This is a genomic window from Pantoea sp. B550 (assembly GCF_024158165.1).
GTDB classification, from domain to species: Bacteria; Pseudomonadota; Gammaproteobacteria; order Enterobacterales; family Enterobacteriaceae; genus Pantoea; species Pantoea alfalfae.
The window spans coordinates 3,290,010-3,303,753 of sequence record NZ_JAMYXI010000003.1 but is presented as its reverse complement, the minus strand read 5'-3'; the positions used below and the strand labels follow the sequence as shown (position 1 = coordinate 3,303,753).

Below are 13,744 nucleotides of genomic sequence, written 5' to 3'. Positions count from 1 at the left end.
TCACGCTGTTGGAAATAGCCGGCCATTCTACCTGGATTCGCGTTTGACGCCAAACCACTGATGATACCAACGGGGCATTAATTGATCCCGCAAGGTCGAAACCTGCGCTCTGCCCTGCGCTATCCTGATACTGATTTGTCCTGACTGGCCCGTATCCAGCCACTGAAAACCGGCCGTTCGATAGTTTTCCAGCACATTTTTCGCGGGCATACGCCATGCATTGTAGCGTGCCAGCGAGGCGATAGCGGTGTGGCCTGCGGCTTTACGCAGCAGCAATGAGGTCGACGAAGTACGGCTGCCGTGGTGCGGGACCTGCAGAATATCGACCTTCAGCCCCTGCTTCTCCAGCGCCACCAGTTGGCGTTCCGCTTTCGCTTCAATGTCACCGGTTAACATCAGACGAACCTGACCATCATCGACGATCACCACACAGGAGTCATTATTTCCGCCCGGCAGGGGGGCCGTCAGCGGCCAGACCACCCGAAAGTGGAGCTGCCGCCAGCGCCACTGCGTGCCCCGTACGCAGGGTAAGTGTGCCTCATCAGCCAGCGCACTTCTGACGTCAACCGCTGGCCAGCGTTGCGTAATCGCCTCCAGCCCGCCAGTATGATCCAGATGCTTATGACTCAGGATGACCTGTTTTAACCGTAACTGCCTGCGCTCCAGCCACGGAATGATCACCCGACTCCCCGCATTATCGTTCTGCCAGCGCGGGCCGGTGTCATACATTACGGCCTCGTCGCCCTGGCTGATCACCAGACTCAGACCGTGCCCGATATCCAGCATATCGATGCGCCAGCCCTGCTCCTGATTTGGCTGGCGACTCAGTATCATCGCCAGCGCTAACGCGCAGCTGCTTAGTGGCAGAGAGAAGAAGAGCTGCGCACGCCAGAGAATCAGGCCACCCCATACCATGACCGTAAACCAGGTTGTGCCACTCAGCGGCCACCAGCCTGGTGGCAGCAACGTCAGGCAATGAAACAGTGCGCGTAAAGAGAGATCGGCCGCTCCCCAGAAGAAGCCAGATAAATGCGCCACCGGTAGCAGCAGGGCGAGCGTCACCAGAGGCATGGTAATAAACGAGACGACCGGAATCGCGACAACATTCGCCACCAGCGCAGTCAGGCTGATGCCGTTGAAAATCGCCACCTGCAACGGCACCATTAAAATCATCATGCCCGCCTGCAAATGCAGTAGCTGTACCGGAATCCAGCGCCATTGATGGCGGAACTGTGCAGGCAGCGGGAACCAGTGATACCAGACCAGCAACATGCCGACAGCCAGTACCGAAAGCCAGAAGCTGTCAGACAGCACGGTCAGTGGATCCATCACCAGCAGCAACGCAATACAGAACGTCCAGATCTGCCAGCTGTTCAGCTGAACACCCGCAAGCCGTGTTATCGTCCATAGCGTCAGGGCAAGTAGAGAACGGGCTGCAGGAGGCTGCGCCCCTGAAAGCCAGGTATAGATTGCTGCAAACAGCCAGCTCACGATGAGGGGAAAAAGATAGCCGATAAAGCGGGCTGGCAATATAAACTGCACGCCTCGCGCAAGCACCCAGCCAGTGCTGGCTGCCAGGGCAATATGCATGCCCGATATCGCCATCAGGTGCGCCGTGCCGGTATCACGCAGTAGCTGGCGCGTCTGCGGGCTCATTTCCTCCCGGATACCAAATGCCAGCGCCTCCAGCGTGCCACGCGAAGGCATTTCACGGGTCCTGTCACGGTGCCCTACAATAAATCGCCAGCGGCCATCACAGCGATCGCTGATAGCATCCTGTTTAAGGATCCGCCCCTGAAGCGGCGTATTATTCGCGAGTGCAAAACGCTGTGCATCAAAGTCGCCTTCATTAAGGCGGGCATGGACCGGTCGCAGACGGAGGTGCATGGTCCAGCGCTGGCCCGGACAGTAAATCTCTGGATCAGTATTGAAAAAGAGCCAGGCAAAGCGAGGCGGGAATATCATCCTGCCCTGTTCTTCAAGCAGACGAACCCGGATTTGCTTCCGCTCTTTTCGCAGTTCACTGATCTGAAGGGTGTAGGTGGCAGGACGCGCCGAGAACTTTTCGATATCCCGCACCATCAGACGGGCGTCGTTACAGGCCCATGCCAGAAACAGCAGAGTGATACCGGTCAGACGAAGCGGCGGGTAAGCGCAATGCAGCAGAGCCAGACCCACGAGGACAAGCAGCAGAATCGTCTCACCGGAAGGCAGCCGCGCCATCAGCAGTAGCGGTAACGTTGCAACGATCGCCAGTCGCGCCAGAATGGTCCATGTCAGCATAATCATATCCATTGATTCAGTTCGATTATTCTGGGCAATTGGGGAGAAATTAACAGTGGACAATGAGTGAGGCTGGAGCCGTTTCGCAAGGAGAGCGCGGCATTGCAGTGTGGATGACCGTAATCTGGATGTCAGGTCTCAACCTGGATAGCAGGCAAAAAAAAACGACATCCGGAGATGTCGTTTATCTGGTTCGGTATCGGCTTAGCCGTAGATATTTGCGCGATCGCGCAGTTCTTTGCCTGGCTTAAAGTGGGGAACGTATTTACCTTCCAGATCCACTTTGTCACCCGTTTTCGGATTACGTCCAGTACGCGGAGCGCGATAGTGCAAAGAAAAGCTGCCGAATCCCCGGATTTCGATGCGTTCGCCTTGTGCCAGCGTAGTGGCCATATGCTCAAGCATCTCTTTTACTGCATCCTCAACGACTTTCGCCGGTATATGAGTATGCTGTCCCGCCAGTCTTTCGATCAGTTCTGACTTGGTCATGTAACCTCCGGTTTATCCCTGTAGGAATGTATGACAGCTTTTACCGAAACCGGGTGGTTGCCCACCCGGTGCTTCAGGTCGATTACTCGCCTTTAGCCGCTTTGAACGCTTCAGCCATAGCGCTAGAGAAATTGCCTTCTTCCTGTTTGGTGTTAACAGTATTGATAGCTTCTTTCTCATCAGCCTGGTCTTTCGCACGGACAGACAGGCTTACGACACGGTTTTTACGATCAACGCCGGTGAACTTAGCTTCAACGTCGTCGCCAACGTTCAGAACCAGAGTTGCATCTTCAATGCGGTCCAGTGAAGCTTCAGAAGCGCGCAGGTAACCCTCAACGCCGTCTGCTAATTCAACTGTAGCACCTTTAGCATCAACTGCAGTCACTTTACCGGTGACGATGGCACCTTTCTTGTTCAGAGTGATGTAGTTGTTGAACGGATCTTCTGCCAGCTGTTTAACGCCCAGAGAGATACGCTCGCGCTCTGCATCAACCTGCAGTACAACGGCAGCGATTTCATCGCCTTTTTTGTACTCACGAACGGCTTCTTCGCCGGTCGCGTTCCAGGAGATGTCAGACAGGTGAACCAGACCGTCGATGCCGCCGTCCAGGCCGATGAAGATACCGAAGTCAGTGATTGACTTGATTTTACCTTCAACACGATCGCCTTTGTTGTGCGTCTCAGCGAACAGCTGCCATGGGTTAGATTTACACTGTTTCAGACCCAGGGAGATACGACGACGCTCTTCGTCAATGTCCAGAACCATAACTTCAACAACATCGCCTACGTTAACAACTTTAGACGGATGGATGTTTTTGTTGGTCCAGTCCATTTCAGACACGTGTACCAGACCTTCAACGCCTTCTTCGATTTCCACGAAGCAGCCATAATCAGTCAGGTTGGTAACACGACCGGTCAGGCGAGTACCTTCCGGATAGCGTTTAGCGATAGCAACCCATGGATCTTCGCCCAGCTGCTTCAGACCCAGAGAAACACGGGTACGCTCGCGGTCGAACTTCAGCACCTTAACGGTGATTTCGTCGCCAACGTTAACGATTTCGCTTGGATGCTTAACGCGTTTCCATGCCATATCAGTGATGTGCAGCAGGCCATCAACGCCGCCCAGATCAACGAATGCACCGTAGTCAGTGAGGTTCTTAACGATACCTTTAACTTCCATGCCTTCCTGCAGGTTTTCCAGCAGCTGATCGCGCTCTGCGCTGTTTTCGGATTCGATAACCGCACGACGTGAAACCACGACGTTATTGCGTTTCTGATCCAGCTTGATGACTTTGAACTCAAGCTCTTTGCCTTCCAGGTGCAGCGTATCGCGCACCGGACGCACATCTACCAGTGAACCTGGCAGGAACGCACGGATACCGTTGAGCTCAACTGTGAAGCCGCCTTTAACTTTGCCGTTGATAACACCGGTAACAGTTTCAGCGTCTTCGTAAGCTTTTTCCAGCGTGATCCATGCTTCATGGCGCTTAGCTTTCTCACGGGACAGCAGGGTTTCACCGAAGCCGTCTTCCACTGCATCCAGAGCAACATCAACTTCGTCGCCTACCTGGATTTCCAGTTCGCCGGCTGCGTTCTTGAACTGCTCTGCAGGAATTGCAGATTCAGATTTCAGACCCGCATCAACCAGAACGACATCTTTGTCGATAGAAACGACGATGCCACGAACGATAGAACCCGGGCGGGTTTCGATTGTTTTTAAGGATTCTTCAAATAGTTGAGCAAAAGATTCAGTCATATTGATAATCTTCAGGATTCTTCAATTTAACGTCCATCTGACTTCATGTCGGATGGGGTTGTTTCACATGCCCGGCACCGGATCCGTGGTACAGGGTGATAAATTCAGTTAAGCCGGAATGCCCAGCTTCTCGCGGGCATAGTGTAGCGCTTTTTCAATGACCTGGTCGATAGACATCTCTGTAGAGTCCAGAACCAGTGCATCGGCAGCAGCGACTAAAGGCGCAATTGCGCGGTTACGATCGCGGTCGTCGCGTTCTTTTATCTCGGCTAAAAGGCGGTCAAAGTTAACATTAAAGCCATTTCCCTGCAACTGTAGCATACGTCGCTGAGCACGCTCTTCCGGGCTGGCATCAAGGAAAATCTTTACTGGCGCATCCGGGAAAACCACGGTGCCCATATCGCGGCCATCAGCGATCAGGCCCGGCATCTCACGGAAACCGCGCTGACGGCGCAATAACGCTTCGCGCACCCGCGGAAAGGCAGCGACACGTGAGGCGGTGTTGCTGACCTCCTGAGTGCGGATTTCACCGGTAACATCTTCACCTTCAAGTATGACCTGCATTTCACCATTTTGTGACAAAAAGCGCACATCAAGATGTGCAGCAATCGGCACCAGCGCTTCTTCAGATTCAATGTCCACTTGATGATGCAATGCCGCTAACGCCAGCACGCGATAAATAGCACCGGAGTCCAGCAGATGCCACTGCAGCGATTCTGCCATCGCTTTGCACAGGGTTCCCTTTCCCGCTCCACTTGGCCCATCAATAGTTATGACCGGGGCAGTTACTGTCATTATTCCCTCCTGTTGCTGCGTGCATTATGACCTTCAGGTCACCCTTAATGCTTAGCATTATACGCTGCATAGCAAGGCTTGGTTACCCTTTCGCACTGACCGGGTTCGAAATGTTAGTCAATTCAGAGGATATCGGTCAGGTTACAGCCAGATTAAATCAGGGGGAGACCCGGTGCGGAACCGCACCGGAAAGGCGATATCAGGCGTGCTGGCTGATTTTAGCCAGCTGAACAAAATAGTCCGGGAAGGTTTTCGCTGTACAGCCAGGATCGAGAATAGTTACTGGTGTATCGGAAAGGGCAACCAGCGAAAAACACATTGCCATGCGGTGATCGTTGTAGGTACCAATATCAGCATGAATCAGCGATGCTGGCGGTGTAATACGGATATAGTCATGACCCTCTTCAACTTCCGCCCCCACTTTACGCAGCTCTGTAGCCATTGCGCTCAGTCGATCAGTCTCTTTTACCCGCCAGTTATAAATATTACGTAACTGGGTCGTGCCGTCGGCAAACAGCGCGGTGGTCGCGATGGTCATGGCAGCATCCGGGATATGGTTCATGTCCATATCAATGGCCTGCAGTTTTGCGGCCGTGCAGGCAATGAAATCATCACCCCACTCAATCACCGCACCCATCCTTTCCAGCACATCAGCGAAACGGATATCGCCCTGCACACTCTGGCGTCCGATACCGGTGACGCGAACCGTGCCACCTTTTATTGCGCCGGCAGCCAGGAAATAGGAGGCGGAAGAGGCATCGCCTTCAACCAGGTAATCGCCCGGTGACTGATACTGTTGCTGTCCCTTAATCAGAAAGCGTTGATAGTTCTGATTCTCAACCCCGACGCCAAAGCACTGCATCAGATTGAGTGTGATATCAATATAAGGTTTGGAAACCAAATCGCCTTTGATAGTGATGCAGGTATCCTGCTGTGCCAGCGGCGCGGTCATCAGCAGTGCTGTCAGGAACTGACTGGAGACGCTGCCATCTACACTGACTTCACCCCCGGTGAAACCACCGCGTAAACGCAGCGGCGGATAGTTTTCGTTTTCCAGGTACTCAATAGTTGCTCCACCCTGACGAAGTGCATCAACCAGATGCCCGATTGGACGCTCTTTCATGCGGGGTTCGCCGGTCAGCTCAATATCGTGCTCGCCCAAACAGAGTGCAGCGGCCAGAGGACGCATTGCGGTTCCGGCATTGCCCAGAAACAGCGACAACGGTTGAGAGGAGTGCAGTGGCCCGGCATTTCCCGTCACTTCACACACGGTGCGATCGCTGGAGAGCGTATAGCTTACGCCCAGCGCGGTCAGCGCATTCAGCATATGCTTAACATCATCGCTGTCGAGCAGGTTGGTGAGACGGGTGGTACCTTCAGCCAGCGCAGCCAGCAGCAATGCGCGATTGGAAACGCTTTTTGAGCCGGGCAGATTTACGGTGCCATCGACACGCGCGATCGGTTGGAGAGTCAGGGAGTCCTGCATGTGAAACGAAATCCTCAAAAAATACAGAGACCTCGCCCTATGACGAGGTCTGGCATCAGCATCAACGCTGATATCTTAATAATCAGCCGTGACGGCGTTCAAAGTCGACCATGAAATCGGTCAGCGCCTTCACACCTTCCAGCGGCATCGCATTATAAATAGAGGCGCGCATACCGCCTACTACACGATGGCCTTTAAGCGCATGCAATCCTGCCTTAAATGACTCTTCCAGGAACAGTGCATCGAGCGACGCATCCGCCAGCTGGAAAGGAATATTCATGCGCGAGCGATTTTCTTTAGCCACATCGTTACGGTAGAAGCCACTGTGATCGATAACGCCATAAAGCAGGTCAGATTTTGCCTGATTGATACGATCAATTTCGGCCACACCGCCCTTCTCTTTCAGCCATTTAAACACCAGGCCTGAGAGATACCATGCAAATGTTGGCGGGGTATTAAACATCGAATCATTATCGGCCAGCACTTTGTAATCAAGAATTGAAGGTACAGAGGCGTGCGCCTGACCCAGCAGATCGTCGCGAACGATAACCAGCGTTAACCCGGCCGGACCGACATTTTTTTGCGCACCCGCATAAATCACGCCATAGCGGCTCACATCGATCGGACGTGACAAAATGGTAGATGAGAAGTCAGCGACAACAGTTTTATTGCCGAAATCGGGCTGTTCATCAATGGCGATGCCATCGATAGTTTCATTCGGGCAGAAATGCAGATAAGCAGACGATTCACTCACCTGCCATTCGCTCATCGGCAGAATGGCACGTTTACCATCGCGAGTGGTTTTCACATCCAGCGTACGCGGAGAACAATACTTTTCCGCTTCTTTAATTGCACTGTGTGCCCAGTAGCCGCCATCGACATAGTCGGCGCTGGTCGCTTGCCCGAGCAGATTACCCGGTACTGCAGCGAACTGCGCACGCGCGCCGCCATGACAGAATAAAACTTTGTAATTAGCCGGTATTTTTAGCAGATCACGGAAGTCCTGCTCCGCTTCCTCAGCCACCTGAATGAACTCTTTACTGCGGTGACTGATCTCCATTACAGAGGTACCCAGACCGCGCCAGTTCGTCAGCTCCTGTTCTGCACGACGAAGGACTTCAACCGGTAGCATCGCCGGGCCAGAGCTAAAATTATAAACTTGCGTCATTTCCCCTCACCACTGTCATATCGAACGGTTATGAATAACCATCCGGTTTTATCACTGCATTCTGATAGCTGCAATCATAAATCAGGGTGCGGTCACATTTTCTGAATCCGGCTCGCCGGAGGTTATGTTACCAATGTAAATCTCAACGGAATTTTGTGAGGCTTTATCCAGCGCCATCAATTTGCGTTTGGCCAGAGTGCCGCTGTGATGAAAACTACGTCGGTAAACTAAGCCAGTAAAAATGTCCCGCCCTGATAGCGGTCAGTTAGCAAAATCCGTATCATGGCGCGCTTTACGCACCCTATGACAACAGAGAGAGCGGCACTATGACGCAAACATTTATCCCGGGCAAAGATGCCGCACTGGAAGACTCCATCGCGCGTTTCCAGAACAAGCTGCAGGATCTTGGCTTTAACATTGAAGAAGCCTCCTGGCTGAATCCTGTCCCCCACGTCTGGTCAGTGCATATCCGCGACCGCGATTGCCCGCTCTGTTTTACCAATGGTAAAGGCGCCAGTAAAAAAGCGGCACTGGCCTCTGCACTGGGTGAGTATTTCGAGCGTCTCTCTACTAACTATTTTTTTGCTGACTTCTGGCTGGGGAAAAAGATCGCTGACGGTGATTTTGTTCACTATCCCAATGAAAAATGGTTTGCGTTACCAGAGGATGATTCCTTACCTGAAGGCATTCTGGATGCGCGCCTGCACGCGTTTTACGATGCCGACAATGCTCTGACGGCTTCCGGCCTCATTGATTTGCAATCCGGCAATGCTGAGCGTGGTATATGCGCTCTGCCCTTTACCCGCCAGTCCGATCAGCACACTGTCTATATTCCGATGAACATTATCGGCAACCTCTATGTTTCAAATGGCATGTCTGCAGGTAACACCGCAAATGAAGCCCGTGTTCAGGGGCTTTCAGAAGTGTTTGAGCGCTACATTAAAAACCGCATTATTGCGGAAGCAATCAGCCTGCCAGCGATTCCTGATGAGGTGATGCAGCGCTATCCTGACGTCATTGAAGCGATTGCGCGCCTTGAAGCAGAAGGCTTCCCGATTTTCGCTTATGACGCCTCGCTGGGTGGCAAATATCCGGTTATTTGTGTGGTACTGTTTAACCCGACCAACGGCACCTGCTTTGCCTCATTTGGTGCGCATCCTGATTTCGGTGTGGCGCTGGAGCGTACCGTCACCGAGTTGCTGCAGGGTCGCAGCCTCAAAGATCTGGATGTGTTTACACCACCGACCTTTGATGACGAAGAAGTGGCTGAACATGCCAACCTCGAAACACACTTCATCGATTCAAGCGGTCTTATCTCCTGGGATCTGTTTAAAGAGACGGCGGATTATCCCTTTGTCGACTGGTCTTTCGCAGGCAGCACCGAGCAGGAATTTGCTACGCTGATGGCGATCTTCGCTTCAGAAAATCAGGAAGTCTATATCGCTGACTACGAGCACCTGGGTGTTTATGCCTGCCGCATTATCGTACCTGGCATGTCTGATATCTACCCGGCGGAAGATTTGTTCCTGGCGAATAACAGCATGGGTGCTGGCATCCGTGCAACCCTGCTTGCCCTGCCTGACAGCAACTGGAATCCGGAAGAGTATCTGGATCTGATTGGACAGCTGGATGATGAAGGTTTTGACGACTTCACCCGTGTTCGCGAGCTGCTGGGTCTGGCAACCGGTAAAGACAACGGCTGGTACACGCTGCGTATTGGCGAACTAAAAGCGATGCTGGCGCTGGCGGGCGGCGATCTGGATCAGGCATTGATCTGGACAGAATGGACAATGGAGTTTAACAGCTCAATCTTTACGCCAGAGCGGGCTAATTACTATCGTTGCCTGCAGACCCTGCTGTTACTGGCAATGGAAGATGAGCGCGATCCGCTGCAATATCATCACGCCTTCCTGCGTATGTATGGTGAGAACGCAATGGAAGCGGCTTCCGCCGCTATCAGTGGTGAGAATCCGTTTAATGGGCTTCAGGCTGTGTATGAAGAGTTGCAGGCATTTCCGGCTCATCAATCCCTGCTTGCTGCATACGAAAAACTGCAAGCTGCCAAACGTCATTACTGGAAAAAAGCGTAAGGCATAACGCCTGACGCTGGAAACAGATAGCTCAACATGGCACTGGATTTATCTGGTGCCATAATTTTCCTCTATCTCAATGAAACATTAGCTGTAATAAAAATACCCTCCGCCACATTCCATTATTTTACTTAACATATAAGATATTAATTTATAACACCGCTTGAATTAAAAACGCGCGCAATCGCCTGTCATTAAAATATATTTGTATTTTTAAAATTTATTTAATACTTTATTTTCAGTAAGTTACGCAATTATTTTTCCATTTAAACACGATAGCCTGGCTACCATTTCGTCAAACATGATCCACATCAATTACTGACCTATACTCCTTTGTTAGTATTTTTTCAGACAACTTCAGGAGTAAGTTAGTGTGAAAACTGACAACCCTTTTAATCTTTTATTACCCGCCGCAATGGCGAAAGTGGCCGAAGACGCCGGTATCTATAAAGCAACCAAACATCCCTTTACTACCTTCTTTCTGGCCATAAACGCTGGCGTATTCATCTCAATCGCATTCGTTTTTTATATTACAGCGACTACCGGCAGTGGCGCGATGCCTTATGGTATAGCCAAACTGATTGGCGGTATCTGCTTCTCTCTCGGTTTGATGCTGGTCGTGGTGTGTGGTGCCGACCTTTTTACCTCGACGGTACTAATCGTCGTGGCTAAAGCCAGTGGTCGCATCAGCTGGGGTCAGCTGGCCCGCAACTGGATTAACGTCTACGCCGGTAACCTGGCCGGTGCACTCTTCTTTGTCGCCCTGATGTGGTTTGCCGGACAGCATATGGTTGCGAATGGTGCATGGGGGTTGAATGTCCTGGAAACCGCCGATCACAAGATGCATCACACCTTTATAGAAGCAGTCTGTCTGGGTACATTAGCTAATCTGCTGGTCTGCCTCGCCGTCTGGATGAGCTATTCCGGTCGCAGCCTGACCGATAAGCTGGTCGTGATGATTCTGCCTGTTGGGATGTTTGTCGCCAGCGGTTTCGAACACAGCATCGCTAACATGTTTCTCATTCCCTATGCCATTACTATCCGCGACTTCGCAACACCTGAGTTCTGGCAGGCTGCTGGCACCACGGCTGCACAGTTTCATTCGCTGACCGTCAGTAACTTTATTCTCCATAATCTGATTCCCGTAACGATCGGTAACATCATCGGCGGTGGCGTTCTGGTTGGGCTGACTTACTGGGTTATCTATCTCCGCAAAGGTGACCAGGTACATTAAACGCATTTTTGACGGCACAGGACGTTGACTGTGCCCGACCGTAAAGTCTCTTCATATAAGGCAGGTATATTATGACCGAACTTAATGCAAAACTGGCTTCAGCATGGGAAGGATTTGCTGAAGGCGAATGGCAGAACAGCGTCAATGTGCGCGACTTCATTCAGAAAAACTACACCCCCTATGAAGGTGATGAGTCATTCCTGGCGGGCGCCACTGAAGCAACCACCAGGCTGTGGGAAAGCGTGCTGGAAGGCATCAAAATTGAGAACCGCACCCACGCGCCAGTCGACTTCGACACCGATCTCGCCTCCACAATTACCTCGCACGACGCGGGCTACATTAATAAGTCTCTGGAAAAAATTGTTGGTCTGCAGACTGAAGCACCATTAAAACGCGCCATCATTCCTTATGGCGGCATCAAAATGGTCGAAGGTTCATGCAAAGTGTATGGCCGTGAACTCGACCCTTCTCTGAAAAAAATCTTCACCGAATACCGCAAAACACACAACCAGGGTGTCTTCGATGTTTATACCCCGGACATTCTGCGCTGCCGCAAATCAGGTATTCTGACCGGTCTTCCTGATGCTTATGGTCGTGGTCGTATTATCGGTGACTATCGTCGTGTGGCGTTGTACGGCATCGATTTCCTGATGGCGGATAAATTCTCTCAGTTCGCATCACTGCAGGAAGATTTAGAGAACGGTGTGAATCTCGAGGCGACCATTCGTCTGCGTGAAGAGATCTCCGATCAGCATCATGCGCTGGCCCAGATCAAAGAGATGGCCGCAAAATATGGTCATGACATTTCCGGTCCGGCCACCAACGCGCTGGAAGCTGTGCAGTGGACTTACTATGGTTACCTGGCTGCCGTTAAATCACAAAACGGTGCTGCCATGTCCTTTGGCCGCGTCTCAACCTTCCTGGATGTTTACATTGAGCGTGATCTTAAAGCCGGTAAGCTGTCGGAAGAACAGGCTCAGGAACTGATTGACCATCTGGTCATGAAACTGCGCATGGTTCGCTTCCTGCGTACCCCAGAATATGATGAGCTGTTCTCTGGTGACCCAATCTGGGCAACCGAATCACTGGCAGGTATGGGCGTTGATGGTCGTACACTGGTATCCAAAAGCACTTTCCGCTTCCTGAATACCCTTTACACCATGGGTCCTTCACCTGAGCCAAACATGACCATTCTGTGGTCAGAAAAACTGCCCATTAATTTCAAGAAATACGCCGCTAAAGTCTCTATCGATACCTCATCTTTGCAGTATGAGAACGATGACCTCATGCGTCCTGATTTCAACAATGACGACTACGCCATCGCCTGCTGCGTGAGCCCGATGATTGTCGGCAAACAAATGCAGTTCTTTGGCGCACGTGCCAACCTGGCGAAAACGCTGCTTTACGCAATCAACGGCGGCGTGGATGAAAAACTAAAAATGCAGGTCGGACCGAAAGGCGACAAAATCAGCGACGACGTGCTGGATTTCGACACCGTCATGGAGCGTATGGATCACTTCATGGACTGGCTGGCGAAGCAGTATGTGACTTCGCTGAACATCATCCATTACATGCATGATAAGTACAGCTATGAAGCGGCACTGATGGCCCTGCATGACCGGGATGTCTATCGCACCATGGCCTGTGGTATCGCCGGTCTTTCTGTTGCTGCGGATTCACTTTCAGCAATTAAATACGCCAAAGTGAAACCGATTCGTGACGAAGATGGTCTGGCGATCGACTTCGATATCGAAGGTGAATATCCACAGTTCGGTAATAACGATGCCCGCGTTGATGACCTGGCCTGCGATCTGGTTGAACGCTTCATGAAGAAAATTCAACAGCTGACTACCTATCGTAATGCCGTGCCGACGCAGTCTGTCCTGACTATCACTTCGAACGTGGTGTATGGTAAGAAAACCGGTAACACGCCGGATGGACGTCGCGCTGGCGCACCGTTTGGACCCGGTGCTAACCCGATGCATGGTCGTGACCAGAAAGGTGCTGTGGCTTCACTGACTTCTGTCGCTAAACTGCCGTTTGCCTATGCGAAAGATGGTATCTCCTATACCTTCTCAATCGTGCCAAACGCGTTGGGTAAAGATGATAATGTGCGCAAAACCAACCTTGCCGGTCTGATGGATGGTTACTTCCATCACGAAGCCAGCATCGAAGGCGGCCAGCACCTTAACGTCAACGTCATGAACCGTGAAATGCTGCTGGACGCGATGGAGCATCCGGAGAAGTATCCGCAGCTCACAATTCGCGTTTCTGGTTACGCTGTACGCTTTAACTCATTGACTAAAGAGCAGCAGCAGGATGTGATTACCCGTACCTTCACACAGTCACTGTAATCACGGCTAAACCCGATAAAAAGGCTCCTCGCGGAGCCTTTTCCTTAAAAGTCTGTTCTGATGGTCATCTTCATCAAGGTTCCTCTCAG

The 13,744-nt window shown here is 51.7% G+C and carries 9 protein-coding genes; 3 read left to right on the top strand and 6 right to left on the bottom strand.

The window, feature by feature from the left end; all coding sequences use genetic code 11:
* Positions 1–27: 27 nt before the first annotated feature.
* The 6 genes from NIM72_RS18425 to serC form a co-directional block, all read right to left on the bottom strand.
* Positions 28–2,283 (bottom strand): DNA internalization-related competence protein ComEC/Rec2, encoded by a 2,256-nt coding sequence (locus NIM72_RS18425; RefSeq protein WP_253421471.1) that lies wholly within the window; start codon positions 2,281–2,283, stop codon positions 28–30.
* A gap of 204 nt (positions 2,284–2,487) precedes the next feature.
* Positions 2,488–2,772, bottom strand: a complete 285-nt coding sequence (gene ihfB, locus NIM72_RS18420) for an integration host factor subunit beta (RefSeq protein ID WP_003849360.1) — start codon at positions 2,770–2,772, stop codon at positions 2,488–2,490.
* An 82-nt stretch (positions 2,773–2,854) separates the two neighbouring features.
* A complete protein-coding gene (gene rpsA / locus NIM72_RS18415) occupies positions 2,855–4,528 on the bottom strand; it encodes a 30S ribosomal protein S1 (protein WP_003849352.1) in 1,674 nt (557 codons plus the stop codon).
* 108 nt (positions 4,529–4,636) lie between these two features.
* Entirely contained in the window at positions 4,637–5,323 is a 687-nt protein-coding gene (gene cmk, locus NIM72_RS18410; RefSeq protein WP_013357315.1) for a (d)CMP kinase, read from the bottom strand.
* Positions 5,324–5,522: 199 nt separating this feature from the next.
* The gene (gene aroA / locus NIM72_RS18405; protein WP_253421469.1) at positions 5,523–6,809 is read right to left on the bottom strand and encodes a 3-phosphoshikimate 1-carboxyvinyltransferase; all 1,287 of its coding nucleotides are present in this window, start codon (positions 6,807–6,809) and stop codon (positions 5,523–5,525) included.
* 82 nt (positions 6,810–6,891) lie between these two features.
* On the bottom strand, positions 6,892–7,977 hold the full coding sequence (gene serC, locus NIM72_RS18400; protein WP_161736096.1) for a 3-phosphoserine/phosphohydroxythreonine transaminase: 1,086 nt from the start codon (positions 7,975–7,977) through the stop codon (positions 6,892–6,894).
* Positions 7,978–8,303: 326 nt separating this feature from the next.
* Here serC and ycaO point away from each other — a divergent pair, with 326 nt between their 5' ends.
* The 3 genes from ycaO to pflB all read left to right on the top strand — a co-directional run bounded on the left by ycaO (position 8,304) and on the right by pflB (position 13,655).
* A complete protein-coding gene (gene ycaO, locus NIM72_RS18395; protein ID WP_253421467.1) occupies positions 8,304–10,067 on the top strand; it encodes a 30S ribosomal protein S12 methylthiotransferase accessory factor YcaO in 1,764 nt (587 codons plus the stop codon).
* Between the two features lie 373 nt (positions 10,068–10,440).
* Complete coding sequence (gene focA, locus NIM72_RS18390) at positions 10,441–11,301, top strand: formate transporter FocA (RefSeq protein WP_161734222.1); 861 nt, start codon at positions 10,441–10,443, stop codon at positions 11,299–11,301.
* A 71-nt stretch (positions 11,302–11,372) separates the two neighbouring features.
* Positions 11,373–13,655 carry a formate C-acetyltransferase gene (gene pflB / locus NIM72_RS18385; RefSeq protein ID WP_253421465.1) on the top strand — a complete coding sequence of 761 codons (2,283 nt, stop codon included), beginning with the start codon at positions 11,373–11,375 and terminating at the stop codon, positions 13,653–13,655.
* The last annotated feature ends 89 nt before the right edge of the window (positions 13,656–13,744 follow it).

What these genes read in the sequence shown, in the direction of transcription:
- NIM72_RS18425 (WP_253421471.1), bottom strand. Translation starts at nt 2,283, where the DNA reads ATGCTGACATGGACCATTCTGGCGCGACTGGCGATCGTTGCAACGTTA.
- ihfB (WP_003849360.1), bottom strand. Translation starts at nt 2,772, where the DNA reads ATGACCAAGTCAGAACTGATCGAAAGACTGGCGGGACAGCATACTCAT.
- rpsA (WP_003849352.1), bottom strand. Translation starts at nt 4,528, where the DNA reads ATGACTGAATCTTTTGCTCAACTATTTGAAGAATCCTTAAAAACAATC.
- cmk (WP_013357315.1), bottom strand. Translation starts at nt 5,323, where the DNA reads ATGACAGTAACTGCCCCGGTCATAACTATTGATGGGCCAAGTGGAGCG.
- aroA (WP_253421469.1), bottom strand. Translation starts at nt 6,809, where the DNA reads ATGCAGGACTCCCTGACTCTCCAACCGATCGCGCGTGTCGATGGCACC.
- serC (WP_161736096.1), bottom strand. Translation starts at nt 7,977, where the DNA reads ATGACGCAAGTTTATAATTTTAGCTCTGGCCCGGCGATGCTACCGGTT.
- ycaO (WP_253421467.1), top strand. Translation starts at nt 8,304, where the DNA reads ATGACGCAAACATTTATCCCGGGCAAAGATGCCGCACTGGAAGACTCC.
- pflB (WP_253421465.1), top strand. Translation starts at nt 11,373, where the DNA reads ATGACCGAACTTAATGCAAAACTGGCTTCAGCATGGGAAGGATTTGCT.